This is a genomic window from Paraburkholderia bryophila, assembly GCF_003269035.1.
Lineage (GTDB): Bacteria > Pseudomonadota > Gammaproteobacteria > Burkholderiales > Burkholderiaceae > Paraburkholderia > Paraburkholderia bryophila.
On record NZ_QLTK01000003.1, the window covers coordinates 412,502 to 434,203 of the forward strand.

Below are 21,702 nucleotides of genomic sequence, written 5' to 3' on the forward strand. Positions count from 1 at the left end.
ATAGTACACGAGTTTTCTTTCACATCCTGATCGCATCAAATGGTCCCGATTGGTGTAGAGGATGCCGATCTGAGTAGTTTCCGAGTCTGCCTCAGCCTTCAGCACGGCACTATGATGAAGGCAAATGAGGTTAGGAGGAATGTGATGAGCACTGTCATCGCCAGGCTGCACACGGAGCATGTCAGGCTTGCGCGATTGGTGCGCCTGTTGAACCACCAGTCGTGCCTTCGCACGGACGCGAGCGCGCCGAATATTGCGCTGTTGGTGGATGCGTTGTGTTATCTGACACGCTTTCCTGACGTGAGTCACCACGTGATTGAAGACCGGATGGTCGATGTGCTCCTGGCGAAGAAAGCGCTATCAGCCGAGGTCGGTCAAGAGATCGAATCACAGCATGCGACATTGGTCCGGGATGGTCGCGACCTGTTACGCGACCTCGAGTCGGCGGTCCGGGAAGAAAACATGTCGCAGGAGTTAGTGGATATCCGAATTCGACTCTACGCAGAGCGGCTACGGCACAACATGGTCGTTGAAGAGTTGACGCTGTTTCCCGCGGCGGAGAAGAGCCTTAGCGAGGCAGATTGGCGCACTGTTGAGGGAGCAAGTTCGCAAGCGCGGCCAGATCCGCTTTTCGATAACGAGCCAGACGAGCGGTTTGCCGAGCTATTCAGGGTCATTACTGCGGAGGCGACTACGGTGTCCGCCGAATTTCCTTTTTGAGCCCGTTTTTATTCCACGTTCGCATTCAGCGGACGCTGGCCTGTCTGGAGCCCATCATGTCGAAGAAATTCCTTAGCCGCGAACAGATCCGGCAGCAAGTTCAACAGCGCCTGCAGCCAAGCCCGACCAAGCTGACGGGATTGGCTGAAGTTGACATTCCAATGCCGAAACGTCATTCGCTTGATGCGCATGCGCGCAATTGGGACATGGAGGAATTTGGCGGCACAGGGTATGGCGGATACGTCCGGAAGGTCGTTGACGAGGCGAGAAAGGAGTTCTTTCTATCCGATGCCGCCGAGCGTGACGAGATGCTGGGAGATTCGTTTGCGCATAGCTGAGACCTGTGCACGACTCCGTGTCCTTGTTCTACGCAACGGAGGGAGGAGCATCTGCCGAAATTGCGATTGTTGGCAGATTGTCGGCATCGAGGGCCTTGTCGGCGTTGCGCTCTTCATTGGCAGCGAGACTACCCCTAGCTATGCGGTTGTGCAAAGCACCGGTTGGGCCTGGCAATGCAGCGAGATAGGCGGGCTGTTCGCTACATCCATGCATTCCATTTGATTAATTCCGGCTAGCCGGCAGGGCCACAAAACCTTTGAGGTGAGCTTCATGAATCTTTCAGGAAAAATCACTGACGAGAAAGGGAATTGGGTGGTGAACGCTGAGACAAATGAGTCAGGCGGCGGTTTTAGTTGTGAGATTCACATGACGATTCACAGCGAAGGCGGCGAGTTCGCTCACGAATACAAGGCTGAGAGAACGTTCGACACTAAACAGGACGCTGTTCTATATGGGCTGCGCGAAGGTATGGTCTGGATAGATCTCAAGATGTCGCGGACGATAAGAGCGTAGCTCTCGACAGTTTGAGCGAACCGTGCACGGCTTCGCCGGCTTACGCCACGCGCCCTTCGTTGCCAGGAATTCGAGCCCGTCTTCAATCGGGGAAGGGATTTAGCTGAAGTAAAGCAGGGAGTATCGATTATGTTGCGAAGTATTGAGAGCCTCTACGGAAATCCGGTGATCGCGCGTGATGGCGAAATCGGCAGCGTCGACGAGGTCTATTTTGACGACGAGGCGTGGGGCGTCCGTTACCTGATCGTCGAAACAGGGCACTGGTTCAATAGAGATCGGGTCCTGATCTCCCCGTACTCATTTGAGCCGAACAGTCCGGATGCCGGGACGATCAAGGTCGATCTGACCCGTCAGCAGGTCAAGGACAGCCCGGGCATCGATACGCATAGACCCGTGTCGCGCCAACACGAAATCGACTATCTCGGCTACTACGGCTATCCGGCGTATTGGGGTGGCGCTTACGTGTGGGGCATGGGTGCCTATCCGAGCTTCGGGTCGATGGGCGCAGCGCCCGGCGTCGAAATCGATGCGCGCATGCGACGACTTGAGCACGAAGAGGACGCGCGCACCGAAGACACGCATTTGCGCAGCACCCGTGCAATCAAGGGCTATGGCATCGAGGCGGCGGACGGCGGCATCGGTCACGTTCACGGTTTTGTGTTCGACGACGCCGCGTGGGTTATCCGCTACCTGATCGTGGATACGAGAAACTGGTGGCCGGGCGGTAAGGAAGTGCTGATCGCCACGCGCTGGCTGAATCATATCGATTGGATCGGATCGACTGTGTCGACGCCGTTGACGCGCGATGAAATCAGAAGCAGTCCACTATTCAACGGCACGTTTCCGATCGATCGATCCTTCGAGGAGCGGCTACACAGACACTACGGCCAGCATGAGTATTGGCTGCCGGAGGAGAGCAAAGATAGCGCATCACTCGAGCCCACGAGCGAGCGATAACCGACCCCTCGGTTGTGTAGGCTGCATCCGGCAAGCGTGTCCACCTGGGCGCGCCATCTTTTTCGAAGAAGAGCGTCATGAATCCAATCACGTTGCTGATTTCCGCCGTCTTTCTGCTCGTTGGGGTTGCGGCCGGCGCCCTGATCAATATCTATTTGGGGCTTCCGCTCATTATCATTGCTTTGCTCGTCAGCATGTCCGTCAAGGTGGCGAACGTGTGGGAAAAGTTTGTGATCTTGCGCGTCGGAAAATTGCAGAGCGTAAGAGGCGCGGGCTTCTTCATGATCATTCCCGTTCTGGACAGTGTGGTCGCCATCATCGACGAACGAATCCAGACGACCGCATTCAATGCGGAGCAGGCACTGACGAAGGACACGGTGCCTGTTAACGTTGACGCGATCATTTTCTGGCACGTTTGCGATGCACAGAAAGCGGCACTGGCCATCACGGATTACCGTCAGGCAATCGACCGTGTCGCACAGACGACGCTACGCGAGCTGATCGGCTCTTCGATGCTGGCAACGCTTCTGTCAGATCGCACCGTTGCGGATGCCCATCTGAGAGATGAGATCGGCGGCAAGACAGCGGCGTGGGGTATCGCCGTGGGCTCGGTAGAAATCCGCGACGTGGCGATTCCGGTTGCTTTGCAAGACGCGATGTCGCGGCAGGCACAAGCCGAGCGGGAAAAGCAGGCACGCGTCATTTTGGGTTCGGCGGAAGCCGCAATCGCAGCGAACTTCGTTGAGGCTGCGAGAGTTTATGAAAAACAACCAGGTGCGCTCCAGTTGCGTGCCATGAACATCATCTACGAAACGACTAAAGAACGCGGGGCGACGATTCTGATGCCGACGTCGATGGTTGATAGCCTGAATCCGGCGCTCGCATTGGCGATCGCGGGAAATGATCTTGCAGGTGCGCCTGTCACGCCGCTTAAGACCGCCGCTTAAGGCATGTCTTCACAGCAAGATTTCGATGATTCGAAGGGAGTCTTGATGAAACGCAAATATTTTCCGATGTCGACGCGTGTGTGCACGTCCTTGCTTAAATGGATGATTGCCCGCAGGCGCCGGGCTATCACTCTCAGGAATCAATCCTCAGGCACGCTCGGGCAAGTCTTGCCGGTACTCGCTCCCGTACGCGTGAAGTCGCGCAACAACAACGCGTGACTTCAGGTATGCGAGTGTTCTTCGGAAGTGCGAAATCCGTCATCTCATACGAAGTGATCGACGACGATGTTTTCGAGCGCTTCCTGACTTTCCGAACGTCTTGGCCACTGCCGTCACGGTTTCTTTGCGAGCGATGCACTGGTAGCAATCACCAAAACCACGATGGCCAATATTGCATCGTTTGAAATAAAACGGCCGTGCCCTTCATGACGTCACTTGAGTGCTGGCAGGCGACATAGCGAAAATTCTACGTGAAAAACGGCATAGTGACGTATCGGGTCGGCGCGGCAACTTTAGCACTAGCTGCGGTTCTAGCCGCAACAGTGCAATTGAACCGCGCAAGTAGCAGTGTTGATCCGGTGCAAGCTTCCAATGCGCGCCCGGTGGCGGCGACCGGTGAGCAGCAGCACGTTATACAGGGGTTAGGAAGTAGACATGACAAGGCCAAATGGATGCTTAAAGTCGACGCAATGCGAACGCGCTGGGTTTTACGCGATTCCCGTGTACCTTTATCGTCCGACGATATCTACTCGTCGAACGACGGTATCGGCGCAGGCACAGCGTCATCTATCCCGTCAACTGGTGACGCGGCGCAGACAGGGCAGATCAAATCAGATGGCGAACCGAATATCGAGGCCTCGCCTGACCTGGCCGCGCCTAATGAGGCACAGGCAAAAGCGCTTGACCCCGCCGGCGCCATTGAAATCGGCAAGACTTTCGCGAAGGAAGTTGAAAGACGGCTAAACGTCCCAGCAGCCGCACAATTTTTCTATGGTGCAAAGTTGCAGCAGGCCCTGCAGCAAAACTCCGTTGGATCGATCGCAAACGAGTATGTTGTGCTTGTCGATCGCAGCAAGAACGTGCAGGCGCTATTCATCTACTTTCGGGAAAAGCCGGATGGCATCTGGCGGATGCTCGGAGCAACGCCGGTGTCAACCGGTCTTCCAGGAAGTTACGATCACTTCATCACGCCGCTTGGCGTTTTCGAACATACGCCGCGTAACATGGACTTTCGTTCGGAAGGGACGCTCAACGAATTCAAGATTCGAGGCTATGGCGCTCGTGATATGCGCATCTACGATTTCGGATGGGCTCAGGGCGAACGGGGGTGGGGAAAGGGCGGGAAGTCCCAGATGCGCTTCCAGATGCACGCGACCGATCCGGACAAACTGGAGCCCGTCCTCGGCGTTCGTCATTCAAAGGGGTGTGTGCGCATTCCAGCCGCGCTGAATGTCTTCTTCGATAACCACGGAATTCTTGATGCGGACTACGAAGCGCGGGTGGCAGCGGGCCAATCTCTGTGGATATTGAAGCCCAGACGCACTCCCACACCATGGGCCGGACATTATCTGGTGATCATTGATTCAGCACAGAGTGTGCGGCCTGGATGGTCGCCGCTGCCGGGCGGAAAGGCCCGCTCGCAATTTCCCGCTCACGGGAATACCGCAGACTGAAGGAACGCAAGCGGTTCGGTTGCTATGCGATCGTAATGTCATTCACCACCGCAGTTGCCCCTGGTGTCGACCACGCGGTCATCGCGGCAAGGTTGCGATCATGCGGCGTTCGGGCAGTGCCGGTCAGCCGCACTGTTCCGCCGTGCGCGGTTACCGTGATGTTCTGTGGGTCGGACCAGGAGCGATAAAGGGCGTGCATGAGGTTTCCGCGCACCTGCAAAACATCGACCCCGGCTTTGATCGCGATCTGATTTGACACACCGACAACCCCCAGCAGTCTGCGTACGTCCTGGACGGCTGCCTGTCTCTGGAAATTCCAGTCGACCTCTCCGCTCAGGGTAATCCAGCCGTTTTCGACCTTCGCCTTGACTGCATCTCGTGGCACGGCAACGTCCCACTCGAGTCGATTGACCACTGCTGCCGCGATATCTTTATCGTCGCGCTGCGCGTCGAAGCCGAGTCTGACCTCGATCTCTTCGGCTACCGCCTCGACGCCCTTCACGCGGGCGGCGGCTGATTCAGCGGCATGTTTCTCCGCGAAACTCTCGACGTGACCGGTTAGCGTGACGACGCCAGAGATTGCGGTCACGCCGATATGAGCAGCCGTTACGCTCGGCTCCCATGCAAGTTCTGCAAGGACGGCCTGTTGCAGCTTGGTGTCGTCATAGATGACTGTCATGATGTCTCCGGGAAGATTGATAAATGAACGATGAACTGACAGCGTTGCGTGCATTCAGCGCTTGAAGATGTCATCTTCCGCGCGAGCCTTCTTCGTTAACTCTGAAGATGCAACCCAGTCCAGTTTCTTGATGGTAGGGCGGCTAACCTTCGCGCGACAGAGTCGGAAACTACTCAGGTCTCCGCGCTTGGACACAGGACCCACTGACGTGGATCGGATACGTCCCATCCACGCGTAACGGACCGCTGCGAATCGTTTAATCCTTAAGAAAGCCGCCAACTGGACGGCTTGAGTGTTTTCCGAACCTGTTGTGTCGGGCATCTGTCAGCTACTGTGGACCCAGATGCGACTCGATTCGTGGAGTCAAACGTAGCCACGCCCGGTTGATTGCGACCGCCCGCCATCATTTTGGATAGATGCCCCGCATGACAGATCGCCAAGCCCAAGCCCTCTCGCCGGATCCCCGCGGCACGCTGTCCGCCGGCATTTTTGATGTCGACGGCGTGCTGCTCGCGTCTCCTCACGAACGTGCGTGGCGCGAGGCGCTCAAGGGCTTTGCCGATGAAGCAAGATTCACCACGGCGATGTACCAGTCCCAGGTGGCCGGAAAGCCGCGACTGAGTGGCGCGCTCGCAGCGCTGCAAGCGCTAGGGGTGCCGAACGCCGCGCAACGTGCCGAAGCCTATGCAGAGAGCAAGCAGAGGCGGTTGGAGATGCTCATCGCCACCAGCGCCGTGTCGGCTTTTGCAGACGCACTTCGTTTCGTTAATGCCGTGAGGGCACTCGGCTTTCCGATTGCCGTCGCGTCATCTTCGAAGAACGCTAACGAGATGATGCGGCGCATCCGTCTTGATGACCACCACAGCCTTTTCGACGTATTTGGCGCCAATGTCTGCGGCCGGGATTTGCCTGCCGGCAAGCCGGACCCTGCGATATTCCTGCTCGCTGCCGCGGAGTTGCCGGCAGCGCCCGCGAACTGCTTCGTGGTCGAGGATGCGCCGGCCGGTATCGAGGCCGCCCGCGCGGGTGGAATGGCAGCACTTGGGGTCGCCCGGCTGAGTGACGCGAAGTCGCTCTGGGCGGCAGGCGCCAATCTGGTCGTGACTAGTCTGGACGAGATCGATCTCGATCAAATGTCTCGTGGAAGGCTTTGCCGGCGGATCTATGAAAAGTCCTGAACAGTTAGATCAGGTGATGCGCCCAACCGCCGATTCGAGCTGGATCGTGCTGGAAGAAGGCTATGACTCTCTGCTTGAACGTAGCCGCGCCGCGCGCTTCGCAATCAGTAACGGCTTGTTCGGCGTGCGCGGCGCGCGGGCGATACACCGTGGCGGTCGGTGGGTAGCCAACTCGCGCACACTTGTAGCCGGACTGTTCGATAAAGCGGGTGAAGATCCGGACATCCCGAGACTCGCCGTAGCGCCCGACTGGATGAAGATCCGGATTCTGCTGCAAGGGGAACCTCTGATACACCACATCGACGACACCAGGTGGCAGGAGACGATCCTCGACATGCGACGGGGCGCGGTGATAGGCAAGGGGTGCCTGTCGAATGCTTCTGCTTCAGGCGTTAAATTGCGGAGTTTCCATATTGCTTCTTTAGGCCAGCGCGCGATTGGAATGCAGATCATCGTGCTGGAGATGGAACAGGGTGGGATCGAGGTCACACTGGAAGCGTCGATCGATGCGGTGGATATCGGTCTATTATCCGACCGGGCGGAGCACGGTCTCAGCGTATGGCGTGGGGAATCCTCCGGTACACGCCTCGCGGTCGCCACCGCAGTATCCCTGCAAATTGATCGGCGGCTTGTTCCTTCTACCGTATGCGGCCTGTCGCAATGGTCGTGGAAGTGGACGTCGAGCCCGGGGCAGGTTATATGTCTCGCGCGAACGGTGGCCATAACACGCGCCGGCAAGAATGATATCGATCCTGCTCGCGGCGCACAGGAAGCCCTGGAGTCTGCGCAGATTCTGGGCTGGCCAGCCGTGGTAGCGGCGCACGAGCGGGCGTGGGATAACCGCTGGGCATGCAGCGACGTCGAGGTTGAGGGCGATCCGGTCGCGCAACAGGCTTTGCGATTCGCGCTCTACCATCTGAACGGTGCGGCCAATCCAGCGGACGAACATGTTTCGATCGCTGCGAGGGCGCTGACGGGCGACGACTATCACGGGCACGTCTTCTGGGACACGGAAATCTATCTGCTGCCGTTCTATACGTTGACGTGGCCTCAGGCAGCACGAGCATTATTGATGTATCGCTTCCATACGCTCGGCGGAGCACGCGCGAAAGCAGCGGCAATGGGCTGGCAGGGTGCGTTGTATGCCTGGGAATCGGCCGATACCGGTGTGGAGACGTGCCCCTCTCAAGTCGTCGGCCCTGATCGAAAGCTTGTGGATGTCAACTGCGGCAAGCAGGAACAACATATCAGCGCGGACATTGCGTACGCCGTCTGGCAATACTGGCATATCACCGGAGATGATGCGTTCCTGCGCGAGGCCGGCGCCGAGATTCTTCTGGAGACCGCCCGCTTCTGGGCAAGCCGCGCGACGATGGAAACTGATGGTCATTGTCATATTCGTGGCGTGATCGGACCTGATGAATATCACGAGTCGATTGATGACAACGCCTTTACTAACGTGATGGCACGTTGGAATATTCGGCGCGCCATTGAAACTGCTGCATTACTGCGTGAGCGCTGGCCGGAGAGTTGGCGACGCCTGTCAGTCCAACTGAAACTCGATGAGGCCGAACTACAGCGTTGGGGTGAGGTTGCAGAGGCGATCGCCACGGGCTTCGATTCGAACACCGGTCTGTTCGAGCAGTTTGCGGGATTTTTCACCCTCGAAGACATTGATGTTGCTGCCTATGCGGGCCGTTCAGTCCCAATCGACGTCGTACTTGGCCGCGAGCGTACCCAGCGATCCCAGGTTGTCAAGCAGGCAGATGTGGTAGCCCTGCTGGCGCTGCTGCCGGCGGAGTTTCCTGGCGGCGGCGCCGCAAGGAACTTCGAATATTACGCGTCGCGGTGCGGCCATGGCAGCTCTCTGAGCCGCGCCACGCACGGCATAGTCGCGGCCAGACTCGGTGACACTGAGACCGCGCTCGACTTCTTTCGCAAGACCTCGGCCATCGATCTCGACGACCGGCACGCGGCCATGGAAGGTGGCGTGCACATTGCAAGTCTCGGTGGCATCTGGATGATGGCGGTCCTTGGTTTCGCTGGCCTATCGTTTGGTAGCGACCATCTGGCGCTGGCCCCGATGTTGCCTGCGGCGTGGAAGAGCCTTTCCTTTACGGTGCAGTGGCGCAGTCGTTGTCTGAAGATCAGGATATCGGAACCGACTGCGATTGTTCACATCGCCATGGAAGCGGGTGACCCAATGAAGGTTTTAGTTAATGGCGAGATGTTCACACTAAGTCGCGCGGAGCCTCTTCAGGTAAAGATCAAAACGCTCACCGACGCGGTCTCTTAGCGAGCGATGATATTGGATTGCACATTGGATAGAGATACCGAACAGTACCCGCATCACTGACCAGGATTCTTTGCGAGACGGCGGCAGGCCCGGTTCGGGTACTAGCCTCTGAAAATATCGAATGGCTCGATCTTCAGGACCTTGCGTACGCCAATGTAACTCGACACGCCCGCGATCAGCACCACCATGCCGAACGACAACGCCAGGTTCCAGAATGTCGTAATCGCCGCGTAGTTAGGCAGCAAAGCCTTGGCGATCGAGATCACCAGTGTGACCAGTCCGATGCCGAGCCCGTAGCCGGTGAGTGCCGTAAAGGTCGCCATGAACAGGATCATGTAGACCAACTCTCGGCCCTTTGCGCCGATTGCCTTCAGTGCACCGAATTTATCCAGATTCTCGAGGATGAAGGTGTAAAAGGTCTGCCCGGAAATCGATAGTCCGACGATGAAGCTGATCACCGTCATCAGCAGAATGTTGGTGCCGATGCCCGTCTGGTACGTGTAGTAGTCGGCGATGCGCGAGTTGAACTCATCCTTTGTCAGCGCCAGATATCCCAGCTTCGCCACCTGTTGCTTGATGCCGGCAACCGCCGCGTCGCTCTTCGCCTGGACCAGGATGTATGAAATCGTGAAGCGCGTACCGGGTATGTACTCGATCGCGCGATTGTAGGTGGTGTAAAGCGTCGGCACGCCGTTGAGCCCGTTCGCCGCCACGTTGGCGACACCCACGATGACACCTCGATGGTCATTGAGCTCGAACGTGGTGCCCACTTTCGGATTCTCCAGCTTTGCGAATTCGGAGTCGTTGACCACCACGAAGGCGTCGTCGGCATAGATATCGAGAATGTTGCCCTGCTGCATCTCCGGGCGGCCGAACAGGCTGGCGTCGTCCAGCCCGACGACGTTGACGGATTGATACGCGCCGTCGGCGAGCTTGACCTGCGCGCCGCCGATAAAAAGGGGTACCGCGTAACTGACGCCATTCATGCTCAGCATGGCGTCAAGCAGGTAGTCCGGTAAAGGGAAAGCGGTGGCCGGCGTATTGACGGCGGGGTCCATGATCCACATCGTTGCACCGATATTGGTGACCGTCGAATAGGCGCGGTTCAGGATGCCGGCAAACATCGAAGTCATTTGCGTCATCAGGAATACCGCGAAGGTAATGCCGATTAGCAACGCGGAGAACTTCGCCTTGTCATTGACCAGCAATTTGAAGCCGATGCGCATGATGCCGCTGTATTTCATGGCGACTGCTCCCCGGTGGCGTGGACTGGCTGATTCCACCACCCGCCGCCTGACGCGACGAACAGTGCCACGGTGTCCTGATGCCGCTGCGCCACGGCCTGGACATAAGCGATGGTGGCCTGGTGGAACTGCACGTCGGCGGTGAGCACCTCCAGATAGCTGACCATCCCGGCCTTGTAGCTGCTCTGTAAGAGAGACAATGCCCCGCTCGCGTCACGCTGCGCTTCAACGTGGGCTTGCAAAGCCTGCGCATCGTGCTCCAAAGCTTTTAGCGCGTCGGCGACCTGCTCGAATGCCGTCAGGACCGTTTGCCGGTAGGTGGCGAGCTGCTGCTGGTACGCGGCGATCGCGGCCTTCCGGCCATACCACAGGCTGCCGCCTTGAAACAGCGGCACCGTAATGGACGGACCGATGCTCCAGAATCTGAAACTATCCGCGGACAGGCTGCCAAAGCTCGTGCCGCCCGCACCGTAGGTGCCGCTCAGACTGATGCTGGGGAACATCGCTGCGGTCGCCACACCGATGTTGGCGCTGGCAACATGCAACTCCGCTTCCGCAGACAGAATGTCCGGACGCTGCCGCACGAGATCGGACGGCAGGCTCACCGGCAGATTGTCTGGCAGCGACAGCGAGTCCAGATCGATGTCGGGTAAGTGCGCTTGCGACGGCAGCGCACCTTCCAGCGTCGCGAGCAGGTGAGCGGCCTCGCTGCTTTTCTGCGCGAGGGGCGCGAGCGCTGCCTCGTTCGTCGCAATCAGACTGCGAACGCTCAGCACGTTCGCATAGGAGGCTGTGCCGGAGCGGATTTGCGCTTCAGTCGCCTCAAGTTGCTGTTTCTCGAGTTCGATCAATTGCCCGGTCGCGCGAATTTCGGCGGCATACGCGGCGCGCGCTACGCTGGTATTCACGACATTCGCGGATAAGGTCAGATACGCGGCTTTACTCAGATATTGCTGGAAGTCGGCTTGGGCTCGCAGTCCCTCTACCGTCCGCCGCTTGCCACCGAACACATCTAGCACGTAACTGACGCTGCCGCTAGCCGTCATGAGGTTGAAGATCGTCCCGGGCGTCTGCAAACCATTGGTCAAGGGCGCAGTGCGTTCGCGAGTCGCGTCGAACTCCGCGCCGATCTGCGGAAAGAACACGCCATATCCCGCACGAAGATTGTTCTGGCTTTCCCGCAATGTGGCCTCCGACGCGGCCAGCGTGGGACTATTCGCAATTGCCCGTTCAACCAGGCCATCTAGCGAGTCGGACTTGAACAGCCGCCACCAGTCGGCCGGGACCGCGGCGCCGGGAGTGAAGTGCTGTGCCTCGCTATCGGCCACGACGGTCGATTCCGGTAACGGCTCGCTCGTGTAGCTGTCGACATCGGGCGGAGCGGGACGGACGAAATCGGGGCCTAAGGCGCAGGCGCCGAGGAGGGTCGTTGCGATGACGCTCAACAATGCGGCAAACGCGGTCCGCGTAGCATGGTTCCTCATTGCGTCGCCCGAAGCCGGATGAGTGCGCGCAATCATTTTTTCGACCCGATGAATACGTCCACCAGCAGGCCCGGATAGATCATCGGCAGGTCTTTCGTCCTGAAACGGAAAATGACGGGCAACACTCTCAGGTCGACCTTTTCCTGGCGTTGATTGGACAATTCGATCTTTGGGGAGACATAAGGCTGAACCCGCACGAACTCGAGTGGCACCTTGACGTCGGTGCCGCGCACGGAGAGCTGTGCCTGCATATGGGCGGGCAAGGGCAGGCGCGCGACCAGGATTTCGTCCACGTAACAGCGCACCGACAGATACTCCTGCGGTGCGCCCATAACGATGAGCGGGTCTGATCCCTGCGTGTAGGCATCATAGATGCCTAACGAAGAAACGTAGCTCCCTGGCGTTCCATTCATGGTCAGCACGACCCCGTCAGCCTGTGCTTTGAGCGTGTATTTCTGCAGCAATGCAACAGCGGCGCGATATGCCTGCCTCAGCGCCTCATACTGCTTCTGCTGGTTGCTGACGTCGTAGCTCCACGCACCCGCTCGGGTCAGCTCGTATTGCCGGTCGGCGACTTCCAGTCCGGCTGTGGCCTGCGCCACCGCATCCTGAGCGGTATCGACGACGTCTTTGCTGATCGACCGTTTGTCGAAGTCATAAGACGCGCGGCGCTTGTCATACTGGTCACGGGATGCCTTCAGGTTCGCTCGCGCCTGATCGACCTGGGCTTTCGCGACCGCGAGTGTCTCCCTTCGCGGCTGTGCCTTGAGTTCCCGCAGCAGCACCAGTGCGGCTTCGGACTGCGCGCGGAGTTGCTCGGTCGTAGCGGCCTGAACCGAATCGTCGATGCTCAGCAACGGTGTGCCGGCCGAGATCTGCTCACCTTCCCGCACGAAAACCCGGGTGATCGGCCCCGCAACTTCGGGGTAGATATTGACGTTCTGCCCACCCTGTTGCTCACTCTCGACGATGCCGTCCGCGTAGATCGCCGTCACATAAGGGTTGCTGACGGGCTTAAATACCGGCGGTTGTGCGTGACGCTGCATGCCGAAGATGTAGGCGGCAACCAGCCCGGCCAGAATGCCGAGAATGGAAAGACCGAAGATGATCCGGTTTCTCATTCCGTTCCCTTGTCGAGCCCGGTTATTCGCCCGTCTTCCATATGAATGATCCGGTCGGCGTATTCGTTGATACGCGCATCGTGGGTAACGATGACGATGCAACGATCCTTGTTGAGCACTTTCTCCTTAACGAAGGCGATGATCATTTTTCCGGTGTCGCCGTCGAGCGACGCGGTCGGCTCGTCGAGTATCAGGATTTGCGGCCCGCTCACGATGGCGCGCGCAATGGCCACACGCTGCTGCTCGCCGCCCGAGAGCTTGACCGGTAAGATTTCGCTGCGGTCTTTCAGACCGACGATCTCGAGGTATTTTTTCGCCGCGACAATCGACTCGTTCCAGTCGAGATGTTTCAGGATCAAGGGAATCGCGACATTCTCGGCGCTCGTCAGCCTCGGAAAGAGGTGATAGTCCTGGAAGACGAAACCGATTCTGTTCAGCCGGAAATCCGCCAGTTGGTCATTGGTCAGCGTCCAGATGTCGTCTCCGTTTACGCTTACCGTTCCAGCATTGGGGCGCAAGATGCCGGAGACCATGCTTAGAAGCGTGGTCTTGCCGCTACCGGACGGACCGACGATGAACAGCATTTCGCCGAAGTGGGCCACAAAGTCCACACCGTTCACCGCAGTCATCCGCGTAGCGCCTTCCCCGAACCATTTCGTGAGTCCTTTAGCGGCGATGGCCGCATGTTTCGTTGTCTCAGGGGATCCCGCTTGAGACGGAGCTGCTGTACTCATGATCAATGCCGTCTTTATCTTACGTTCACTACACTTGATGAATGACATGCGCCTGGACTAATGCGGCGGCTCCACGGCGGACGCATTGCCGTCCGTCGTGAAGTGCGAGAAGCAACGCGCCAAGGAGAAACAAGGTGAGCGGATTCATCGTTTTTATCCTTGTACTGATCGACGGACGTGGATCCCGAATACAGTGAGGATCGTGGGAGCAATTCCCTGTAGGGCGACGCTGCCCCTGTGCAGCAAGATATGACCGACTTTCCCGACAGCCATAGTGAAGGTGTTAGCTATGGATGTCGGTACGGTCCCGTACCACGAGCCGCATGATTGCATCTGCGGCATCGAAACGGGCGTCAGGGCGTCAATCGAAGCGGCTATTGAAGCCACGCCTGTGAGTAGTTTCCGATGCTAGCGCGACGCCGCGCGATGAATCATCCTCATACGGAACGCAAACAATCCCGGGGGTAAGCATCATGACCGCGAATTCACAAGACGGCTCTCATCATCTGTCCGCGCAACCGCACCACGAACAGGCGGCGCGATTTCACCGCGAGGCGTCGAGACACTTCGAAGCAGGAAAAGACTTTGCTCACGCGGCGCACCAGGTGTTGATCGCACACGGACATGCGTTGCAGGCTCTCGAATTCGAGCTCGCCGCCAACGTCTACTACGCGGGTCATGCTGCGCGCAAAAATGCACCGGATACACCCTCATCAAACTTGCGCCATGCCGCTACCGAGTCGGAGGGAAACACGAACATCGGCTTGAGCTGCGCGGAACATCACACCGCGGCGGCCGGCCTGCATGAAGAGGCTTGCGGGCATTTGAGCCGGGTCGCAGGACATTTCCAGAAGAGCAAGATCGGTGAGGCGGCCCGCGAGGCGAAACTGGCGCTCGATCTTGCGGTACGTGCTGCTTTTCACAGCAATGAAGCAGCGAAAGACTATGCGAAGCAGTGCAGCAACGCGCAAGCAGTTGCTATCGCGTCGTAAACGATTGCAAGCTTTGGCCGTCCTCACAGCCCAGGTAGTTTCCGAGCCTTTTCCGAAATGTGCCTGCGGCCTATGATCCAACGACTGGATCGACTTTGGAGAATGATGATGGCCAGGATGAAGTCAGACGCATCGAACGGTACGACTCAAACTAGCGAGTCGGCGCTGTCCGAGATGGCCAGTCACATCAAGACACTGGTGATCGACCATCTGCTGGACAGCCGCTGCGCCGCGAAACTCGTCAGGCGCCTCAGGAAAGAAAGCGATGCTGTGACGAAAAGCGGAGGCGGGACGAAGGCAGGGCGCAAGACCTTACTGAAAACGTTCGAGGCGGTCGACAAAGCTTTGCGGCAACAGGACGCGGCGTTGCTCGTCGCAGCCAACGCGGCCTTGCGGGCGGACGACGATGCGAGCACATCGAAGGGAAGAAAACATTACGCGCAGTTGGGCGCAATGCTGGATTCGTAGCAGGACCATGGCACACGCGGAGGATGTCCCCGAGAATGCTTAGGTTCGTCGCGGCGGCCCGCTCGTGAACGCCGATAGCGAAGTATATTGACGACCGTATCCAAGACATCAATCACACGCCACAACAATGCCTTGGTCGCTGTCGAGGATCAATTCCCCCGCGATTCGATGTCCGCCTCGCCCTTCGTGCGTCGACAAGACGACGCGCCCGACGGGCGATGTGATGATGCCCGGCCGATCTTCCATGTTCAGGGCGACGAACAGTCTTGCACTGCCCAAACATCGCTCGAACGTCAATACGTGACCTTGGGCGGAGACTTTCTCGATCAACCCCGCGACTAGTGCGGGCTCGCTTCGGCGCAGGGACAGCAATTGCCGATAGAGCGCCAGGATCGACCACGACTCACCGTCCTGCGAAGCAACATTCGCTACGGCTGAATTACCGATCGGCAGCCATGGCTTGCCGCGTGTGAATCCGGCGTTACCGGATAGATCCCACTGCATCGGCGTTCGTTCCGGGTCGCGTCCTTGCCCAATACCCGGTTGGCGCAGCTCGGCGGGATCTCGCACTTGCTCGGGCGGAATTTCGCCGTCGGTCATGCCGATCTCGTCGCCGTAATACATCGTCGGGGTGCCGCGCAGCGTCAGCAGAAGCATGGCCGCGACGCGCGCCTGCGAGGCGCCGATTCTGGATGCCACGCGCGGATTGTCGTGATTGCCGAGCACCCAGTTCGGCCACGCATGGACCGGCAACGCACGCTCGTACGCCGTGATCAGTTGCGCGATATTGCTTGCCGTCCATTGGGCAGTGATCAGTTGGAAATTGAAGGGCATGTCGACGCCGTCGCCAGCACTGCCGTAGTAGCGTACGAGTTGCGGCACGGGCAGGTAAATCTCTCCGATCAATACCCGTTCGCCGTAGCTGTCGAGCGTTCTTCGCATCGAGCGCACGATGGTGTGCACCTCCGGCTGATCTTCGGTGTAGGTTTGCAACTGCGCGTGATGCCCGGGCTCGTCCGGACGGAACTGAGGATTCGGTGGATTGTCGCGGAACAGGGCGTCCTTGATCAACAACCAGAGCACATCTACCCGAAAACCATCGACATCTCGATCGAGCCAGAAGTGCAGCACGGCGTCCATCGCTTCACATACTTCAGGGTTTCGCCAGTTGAGGTCAGGCTGTTGCGGCAGGAATGAATGGTAATAGTACTGGCCGCTCGAAGGATCCCACTGCCAGGCCGACCCACCCATGCGGCTCAGCCAGTTGTTAGGTGGGCCGCCGCCGGACGCGGGGTCCCGCCACAAATACCAGTCGCGCTTCGCATTGGCACGCGAAGCACGGCTTTCGAGAAACCAGGGATGCTGGTCAGAGGAATGATTAGGCACGAAGTCGACCAGTATCTTGAGTCCCAGCACATGGGCACGCTCGACCAGTCGATCAAAGTCAGAAAGCGTGCCGAATACCGGGTCAACCGCACAATAGTCGGCAATGTCATAGCCGAAGTCCGCCATCGGCGACGGGTAGATCGGCGAGAGCCAGATTGCATCGACTCCGAGCGTAGCAAGATACTCGAGCCGCGCAGTGATTCCCGCGAGATCGCCGACGCCGTCGCCGTCTTCGTCCTGGAACGATCGCGGATACACTTGATAGATCACGCCTTTCTGCCACCAGGCTAATGCAGTCATCGCATCTCCGATCGTCGCTCCAGTCAGACCACAAGGTTCAAGACCGATGTTAAACGATCTCTGGTACAAGAACGCAATCGTGTACTGCCTGTCGGTTGGCACCTATATGGATGCTAACGGCGACGGCATCGGCGACTTCGAAGGGTTGAACCGCCGGCTCGACTATTTGCAGGGGCTCGGCATCACGACGCTCTGGCTGATGCCGTTCCAGCCGTCTCCGTGTCTCGACAACGGGTACGACATATCCGACTATTACAACGTCGATCCGCGCTATGGCACGCTCGGCGATTTCGCCGATTTCACCAACGCCTGCCGGCAGCGCGGCCTGCGGGTGATGATCGACCTGGTCGTCAATCACACGTCCGATCAACACGCGTGGTTCCAGGACGCGCGCCGCGACCCTTCGTCGAAGTATCGCGACTGGTACGTCTGGTCGAAAAAGAAACCGCTGAATGCGAAGGACGGCATCGTTTTTCCAGGCGTTCAAAAATCAACCTGGACCTATGACAAACAGGCAGCCCTCTGGTACTTTCATCGCTTCTACTCGTTTCAGCCTGATCTGAACACCGCCAACCCCCATGTGCAGGCTGAACTGTTGAAAATCATGGGCTTCTGGATTCAACTTGGCGTGTCGGGTTTCAGGATGGATGCGGTGCCTTTCGTTATCGCGACAAAAGGCGCGAAAGTCAAAGTCCCGGTCGAGCAGTACAACATGTTGCGAACCTTCCGCGAGTTCCTGCAATGGCGCAAAGGCGACGCAATCATCCTCGCCGAAGCGAACGTCCTACCCAATACCGACATGCAATATTTCGGCGACGAGGGCGAGCGGCTGCAGATGATGTTCAACTTCCAGGTCAATCAGGCTGCGTTCTACACGATGGCGAGCGCGGATACGGCGCCGCTAAAGAAGGCGCTGCTGGTCACGAAGCAGCGTCCCGCAACTGCGCAGTGGGGGGTATTCCTGCGTAACCATGACGAACTGGATCTGGGCCGCCTGACACCCGATCAGCGCTCGGTTGTCTTCGCCGCCTTTGGACCCGCTCCCGACATGCAGCTCTACGGGCGGGGAATCCGCCGTAGGCTGGCGCCGATGCTCGACGGTGATCGCCGCCGTCTCGAACTGGCCTATAGCATGATGCTGACCTTGCCGGGCACGCCGGTGTTTCGTTATGGCGACGAGATAGGCATGGGCGATGATCTGCGCCTGCCGGAACGCGAATGCTGCCGGACGCCGATGCAATGGTCCACCGAGCCGCATGGCGGCTTCACGAAGCACGCCAAGCCGGTTTCGCCCGTGATTTCAGGCGGTCCTTATGGGTTTGAACGGATCAATGTTGCGAACCAGCGGCGCGATCCAGACTCATTTTTGAACTGGACTGAACGCATGATTCGCATGCGCCGTGAGATTCCGGAAATCAGTTGGGGAGACTTTGCCGTTTTGCGGGCATCGCGCAGAGAGGTGCTCGCATTGCGCTACGACTGGCGGAATAATTCGGTTGTTTGCCTGCATAACTTCAGCGCCGTGGCGTGCACGGTCAAGTTCAAAACAGAGTCCGGCGATTCGGCCGGCACATTGCTCGTCAACCTGCTTTCCGACGAGCATAGTGAAGCCGACCCCACCGGCCGGCATACGGTCGTGCTCGAACCATTTGGCTATCGCTGGTATCGGCAGGGCGGCCTTGACTATCTTCTCAAGCGCAGCGACGTGTAGCGTGTCGCCGCGATCAATGCGTCGTTATCGTCCTCGAAAAGCGATTCGATCTAGTCAAAATCGGCGCACGAACCACATCTTTTCCAGATGCGCCGGCACGGCATAGCTCATCAGAATCATCAGCAAGCCTGACGTTCCAGGCCACCGCTAACTCGCATGCGATTGCCCGCTAGCGTACCGACTTGGTGAGCGGCACACGCCAAACTGATTCAGGCTGCGCGGCTAGAGAAAATTACCCCATCCCTACAGCTTCTTCACGTTGCCTAATGGACGCGTGCTGACCGTGTTCTCTCAACATACTTGCGGTAACTCTATCCGAGGAGAGCTCTCATGGACCGGACACACAGCGTTGCGATTGAATCTGCGCCCAAACCTGCATTGTCGACGCAAACCGGTAGCCGGAAACTGGGCCTGCCGCTTTTAACGGGTGTCGTGATCGCCTCCATGATTGGCGGTGGCGCATTTAGTCTGCCTCAGAATATGGCGCATGGTGCCGGGCTTGCCGCCGTCATCATCGCGTGGATCATCACGCTATGCGGCATGTTCTTTCTGTCGAATACCTTTCGCACTCTGGCAGACAAGCGACCTGAGCTAAAGGCTGGAATCTACTCGTACGCAAAAGAAGGTTTCGGCTCGCTCGCCGGATTTGAAATGGCGTGGGGTTACTGGCTGTCCGCGGCGTTCGGCAACGTTGCGTTCGCGGTGTTGATCATGCAGACGATCGGGTATTTTTTCCCGATCTTCAAAGGCGGTAACAACTGGCCTTCGCTGCTAGGCGCATCTGCGCTGATCTGGATCATGAATTTTGTGGTGCTGTCCGGCGTCAAACGGGCCGCCATCCTGAACGTGATCTCGAGTGTTCTCAATGTCGGCACGATATCGGTCGCGCTCTGTGCAATGGCCGTGGCGGTCAAGGCCGGAATGTTTTCGTTCGACTTCTGGGGTACGCAGCAGCATCTGGGCAGCATGCTGAGCCAGGTGAAGAGCACGATGCTGGTGACGCTGTGGGTCTTCATCGGCATCGAGGGGGCGGTGGTGGTATCGGATCGCGCGAGCAAGACCTCGCAGGTCGGCGTCGCGACCTTTCTGGGACTCACCGTGTGCACGGTACTCTACTTCCTGCTGTCGGCACTGCCTTTCGGCGTGATGCATCAGGCTCAGATCGCGGGCCTCGCGACGCCATCTGCGGCGTATGTCCTGCAGGCTGCCGTAGGCGAATGGGGCGCCGTCTTCATCATCGTATCGTTGCTGCTTTCGCTGCTGAGTTGCTGGCTGGCGTGGACTATCCTTGTCGCCGAGTTGCCTTTCGAAGGCGCCAAAGATGGTGTATTCCCTAAATTTCTCGCACGCGAAAACAGCCGTCACGCAGCGGCGCCATCGCTGTGGATCTCCAGCGCGACCATGCAGCTGGCGGTGTTCGTCGTGCTGTTCGCGCAGGATGCCTGGACCTGGCTGATCTCGATTACGGGCGTGATGATCTTGCCGCCGTATCTGGCCAGTACCGCATTCCTGTGGCGATATGCGTCCCAATCGAAGTATGCGGCGAGCGCGGGAGAGACGTCGCGGGAATCCATATTGACAGGCGTCCTCGGCACGGTCTATTCGCTATGGCTGATGTATGCCGCCGGTCTTCAGTTCCTGCTCATGTCGACCATTCTGTTCGCGCTCGGATTTCCGGTGTTCTGGTGGGCACGGCATGAACATGCCCCTGACGAGGCGGTGTTTGAGCGCAGGGAGATTGTCGTGGCGGGCGTGCTCGTGCTAGTCGCCATTGTCGCCGTCGTCCTGTTTGCGCGAGGTCTCGTGAAGATCACTTGAGAAGGTCATAGAGGTAGCTCCGCCAGTCGAAGACTCGGGCGGACGGAATCAATACGGAGCGGCAACGATGCTATACGATCAGATGTTCGGCTTTCTGTTCTGCTGTCCGTTGTCGGGTGGCGCATTGCATCGCTCATCGCGGTTACAGCGCATTCTCGCGGAAGTGGTGAGGCTCGGGTATCAGACCACGCTTACCGATGCGATCCCGGAAGCCAGTTCCGCGATGCGCAGCGACGCGGGGATAGGATTGGTCGCGATCGAATGGTCATTGAACGAATCGGAAAGCGACGTCGAAGGTTTCATACGTTTTGTTCGTGGGCGTGGCCTCGATGTCCCCATCTTCGTCCTGGTCGAGCGGCATCTGCTTCAGGAAATACCGGTCACCGTATTGGGACAGGTCACCGGCTATATCTTTGCCGAAGAGGACACACCGGAATTCGTCGCTCGCAATCTGGTGAGTCACCTTCACATGTATGTGCAATCACTGAAGACGCCGTTCTTCGGTGCCATGGTCGACTACGCCGAGCAGGCGAACCAGATGTGGACGTGTCCCGGCCACAATGGCGGGATCTTTTACCAGAAGAGTCCGATTGGCCGCGCGTTCGTCCAGCACATGGGCGAAGCGGTGTTTCGCAACGATCTCGACAACTCCGTGACCGAACTGGGTGATCTCCTCGTCCACGAGGGACCGGCGCTCGCGGCAGAAAAAGCCGCTGCCCGGATCTTCGGCGCCGACAGAACCTACTTCGTGCTGAACGGCACCTCGACGTCGAACAAGATTGCGCTGACAGCGCTGGTCGCACCGGGCGATCTGGTGCTTTTCGATCGCAACAATCACAAAGCCGCGCATCATGGCGCTTTGCTGCTGGGGGGCGGCATTCCGGTCTATTTGCAGACGCAGCGCAATGCGCACGGCATGATCGGGCCGATCGATTTCGATGCACTGGATGAAGAGCGGATCCGAACCTGCATTCGCGATCATCCACTCATCGGCGATCGCGAGGCGTGGAAGCGCAAGCGGCCGTTCCGGGTGTGCGCCGTGAAAAGGTGGCGCTTTCCAGCGGGTGCAAGCCCCGCCCGGCAAATGCTCCAGCCGGAAGCAACCGGAGCAGCTATGGAGGCAACGAAGTGGCTGAAGCCTT

The 21,702-nt window shown here is 58.5% G+C and carries 19 protein-coding genes and 1 pseudogene; 14 read left to right on the forward strand and 6 right to left on the reverse strand.

Annotated features, from left to right (window positions below):
- Nucleotides 1-144: 144 nt before the first annotated feature.
- From BX591_RS08595 to BX591_RS36875, 7 genes and pseudogenes are all read left to right on the forward strand, one after another.
- Nucleotides 145-720 carry a hemerythrin domain-containing protein gene (locus BX591_RS08595; RefSeq protein WP_111930302.1) on the forward strand — a complete coding sequence of 192 codons (576 nt, stop codon included), beginning with the start codon at nt 145-147 and terminating at the stop codon, nt 718-720.
- 56 nt (nt 721-776) lie between these two features.
- Nucleotides 777-1,058, forward strand: coding sequence for a hypothetical protein (locus tag BX591_RS08600; protein WP_111930222.1), 282 nt, complete (start codon nt 777-779; stop codon nt 1,056-1,058).
- Between the two features lie 2 nt (nt 1,059-1,060).
- Nucleotides 1,061-1,233: pseudogene (locus tag BX591_RS36870) on the forward strand (Crp/Fnr family transcriptional regulator); the annotation flags it as partial.
- Between the two features lie 96 nt (nt 1,234-1,329).
- A complete protein-coding gene (locus BX591_RS08610) occupies nt 1,330-1,572 on the forward strand; it encodes a UDP-glucose 4-epimerase (RefSeq protein ID WP_111930224.1) in 243 nt (80 codons plus the stop codon).
- A 129-nt stretch (nt 1,573-1,701) separates the two neighbouring features.
- A complete protein-coding gene (locus BX591_RS08615; protein WP_111930226.1) occupies nt 1,702-2,529 on the forward strand; it encodes a PRC-barrel domain-containing protein in 828 nt (275 codons plus the stop codon).
- A gap of 77 nt (nt 2,530-2,606) precedes the next feature.
- Nucleotides 2,607-3,476, forward strand: coding sequence for a slipin family protein (locus tag BX591_RS08620; RefSeq protein ID WP_111930228.1), 870 nt, complete (start codon nt 2,607-2,609; stop codon nt 3,474-3,476).
- Nucleotides 3,477-3,946: 470 nt separating this feature from the next.
- Nucleotides 3,947-5,149 (forward strand): L,D-transpeptidase, encoded by a 1,203-nt coding sequence (locus BX591_RS36875; RefSeq protein ID WP_244146879.1) that lies wholly within the window; start codon nt 3,947-3,949, stop codon nt 5,147-5,149.
- 22 nt (nt 5,150-5,171) lie between these two features.
- On the opposite strand, the gene BX591_RS08630 is transcribed toward BX591_RS36875, so the two are convergent.
- Nucleotides 5,172-5,828 (reverse strand): BON domain-containing protein, encoded by a 657-nt coding sequence (locus tag BX591_RS08630; RefSeq protein ID WP_208459600.1) that lies wholly within the window; start codon nt 5,826-5,828, stop codon nt 5,172-5,174.
- 425 nt (nt 5,829-6,253) lie between these two features.
- Here BX591_RS08630 and BX591_RS08635 point away from each other — a divergent pair, with 425 nt between their 5' ends.
- Nucleotides 6,254-7,006, forward strand: coding sequence for an HAD family hydrolase (locus BX591_RS08635; protein ID WP_111930230.1), 753 nt, complete (start codon nt 6,254-6,256; stop codon nt 7,004-7,006).
- Nucleotides 6,993-9,302, forward strand: a complete 2,310-nt coding sequence (locus BX591_RS08640) for a glycoside hydrolase family 65 protein (RefSeq protein WP_244146880.1) — start codon at nt 6,993-6,995, stop codon at nt 9,300-9,302. Before BX591_RS08635 ends, BX591_RS08640 begins: the two co-directional genes overlap by 14 nt.
- Nucleotides 9,303-9,403: 101 nt before the next feature.
- Here the strand turns inward: BX591_RS08640 and BX591_RS08645 are convergent, their stop codons facing one another.
- From BX591_RS08645 to BX591_RS08660, 4 genes are read right to left on the reverse strand one after another with little or no spacing between them, the layout of a single operon-like run.
- On the reverse strand, nt 9,404-10,546 hold the full coding sequence (locus tag BX591_RS08645) for an ABC transporter permease (protein ID WP_111930232.1): 1,143 nt from the start codon (nt 10,544-10,546) through the stop codon (nt 9,404-9,406).
- Nucleotides 10,543-12,030: an efflux transporter outer membrane subunit gene (locus BX591_RS08650; RefSeq protein ID WP_111930308.1), complete on the reverse strand. Its 1,488-nt coding sequence runs from the start codon at nt 12,028-12,030 to the stop codon at nt 10,543-10,545. The genes BX591_RS08645 and BX591_RS08650 overlap by 4 nt, the downstream gene beginning before the upstream one ends.
- A gap of 32 nt (nt 12,031-12,062) precedes the next feature.
- Nucleotides 12,063-13,151, reverse strand: a complete 1,089-nt coding sequence (locus BX591_RS08655; protein WP_111930234.1) for an HlyD family secretion protein — start codon at nt 13,149-13,151, stop codon at nt 12,063-12,065.
- A complete protein-coding gene (locus BX591_RS08660) occupies nt 13,148-13,885 on the reverse strand; it encodes an ABC transporter ATP-binding protein (RefSeq protein ID WP_111930310.1) in 738 nt (245 codons plus the stop codon). Before BX591_RS08660 ends, BX591_RS08655 begins: the two co-directional genes overlap by 4 nt.
- Nucleotides 13,886-14,514: 629 nt before the next feature.
- Between BX591_RS08660 and BX591_RS08665 the strand changes: the two genes are divergently transcribed.
- Both BX591_RS08665 and BX591_RS08670 read left to right on the forward strand, forming a co-directional pair.
- On the forward strand, nt 14,515-14,877 hold the full coding sequence (locus BX591_RS08665) for a hypothetical protein (protein WP_146749742.1): 363 nt from the start codon (nt 14,515-14,517) through the stop codon (nt 14,875-14,877).
- A 198-nt stretch (nt 14,878-15,075) separates the two neighbouring features.
- The gene (locus BX591_RS08670) at nt 15,076-15,345 is read left to right on the forward strand and encodes a hypothetical protein (RefSeq protein WP_244218694.1); all 270 of its coding nucleotides are present in this window, start codon (nt 15,076-15,078) and stop codon (nt 15,343-15,345) included.
- Nucleotides 15,346-15,453: 108 nt separating this feature from the next.
- Here BX591_RS08670 and BX591_RS08675 read toward each other — a convergent pair whose 3' ends face one another.
- Nucleotides 15,454-17,031: an alpha-amylase family glycosyl hydrolase gene (locus tag BX591_RS08675; RefSeq protein WP_111930238.1), complete on the reverse strand. Its 1,578-nt coding sequence runs from the start codon at nt 17,029-17,031 to the stop codon at nt 15,454-15,456.
- Between the two features lie 46 nt (nt 17,032-17,077).
- On the opposite strand from BX591_RS08675, the gene BX591_RS08680 reads away from it, so the two are divergent.
- From BX591_RS08680 to BX591_RS08690, 3 genes are all read left to right on the forward strand, one after another.
- Nucleotides 17,078-18,742 (forward strand): alpha-amylase family protein, encoded by a 1,665-nt coding sequence (locus BX591_RS08680; protein WP_111930240.1) that lies wholly within the window; start codon nt 17,078-17,080, stop codon nt 18,740-18,742.
- Nucleotides 18,743-19,072: 330 nt separating this feature from the next.
- Nucleotides 19,073-20,560, forward strand: coding sequence for a basic amino acid/polyamine antiporter (locus BX591_RS08685; protein ID WP_111930242.1), 1,488 nt, complete (start codon nt 19,073-19,075; stop codon nt 20,558-20,560).
- A gap of 82 nt (nt 20,561-20,642) precedes the next feature.
- On the forward strand, nt 20,643-21,702 hold a 1,060-nt coding region (locus BX591_RS08690), incomplete at its 3' end, for an Orn/Lys/Arg decarboxylase N-terminal domain-containing protein (protein WP_244218695.1).

What these genes read in the sequence shown, in the direction of transcription:
- BX591_RS08595 (WP_111930302.1), top strand. Translation starts at nt 145, where the DNA reads ATGAGCACTGTCATCGCCAGGCTGCACACGGAGCATGTCAGGCTTGCG.
- BX591_RS08600 (WP_111930222.1), top strand. Translation starts at nt 777, where the DNA reads ATGTCGAAGAAATTCCTTAGCCGCGAACAGATCCGGCAGCAAGTTCAA.
- BX591_RS08610 (WP_111930224.1), top strand. Translation starts at nt 1,330, where the DNA reads ATGAATCTTTCAGGAAAAATCACTGACGAGAAAGGGAATTGGGTGGTG.
- BX591_RS08615 (WP_111930226.1), top strand. Translation starts at nt 1,702, where the DNA reads ATGTTGCGAAGTATTGAGAGCCTCTACGGAAATCCGGTGATCGCGCGT.
- BX591_RS08620 (WP_111930228.1), top strand. Translation starts at nt 2,607, where the DNA reads ATGAATCCAATCACGTTGCTGATTTCCGCCGTCTTTCTGCTCGTTGGG.
- BX591_RS08630 (WP_208459600.1), bottom strand. Translation starts at nt 5,828, where the DNA reads ATGACAGTCATCTATGACGACACCAAGCTGCAACAGGCCGTCCTTGCA.
- BX591_RS08635 (WP_111930230.1), top strand. Translation starts at nt 6,254, where the DNA reads ATGACAGATCGCCAAGCCCAAGCCCTCTCGCCGGATCCCCGCGGCACG.
- BX591_RS08640 (WP_244146880.1), top strand. Translation starts at nt 6,993, where the DNA reads ATGAAAAGTCCTGAACAGTTAGATCAGGTGATGCGCCCAACCGCCGAT.
- BX591_RS08645 (WP_111930232.1), bottom strand. Translation starts at nt 10,546, where the DNA reads ATGAAATACAGCGGCATCATGCGCATCGGCTTCAAATTGCTGGTCAAT.
- BX591_RS08650 (WP_111930308.1), bottom strand. Translation starts at nt 12,030, where the DNA reads ATGAGGAACCATGCTACGCGGACCGCGTTTGCCGCATTGTTGAGCGTC.
- BX591_RS08655 (WP_111930234.1), bottom strand. Translation starts at nt 13,151, where the DNA reads ATGAGAAACCGGATCATCTTCGGTCTTTCCATTCTCGGCATTCTGGCC.
- BX591_RS08660 (WP_111930310.1), bottom strand. Translation starts at nt 13,885, where the DNA reads ATGAGTACAGCAGCTCCGTCTCAAGCGGGATCCCCTGAGACAACGAAA.
- BX591_RS08675 (WP_111930238.1), bottom strand. Translation starts at nt 17,031, where the DNA reads ATGACTGCATTAGCCTGGTGGCAGAAAGGCGTGATCTATCAAGTGTAT.
- BX591_RS08680 (WP_111930240.1), top strand. Translation starts at nt 17,078, where the DNA reads ATGTTAAACGATCTCTGGTACAAGAACGCAATCGTGTACTGCCTGTCG.
- BX591_RS08685 (WP_111930242.1), top strand. Translation starts at nt 19,073, where the DNA reads ATGGACCGGACACACAGCGTTGCGATTGAATCTGCGCCCAAACCTGCA.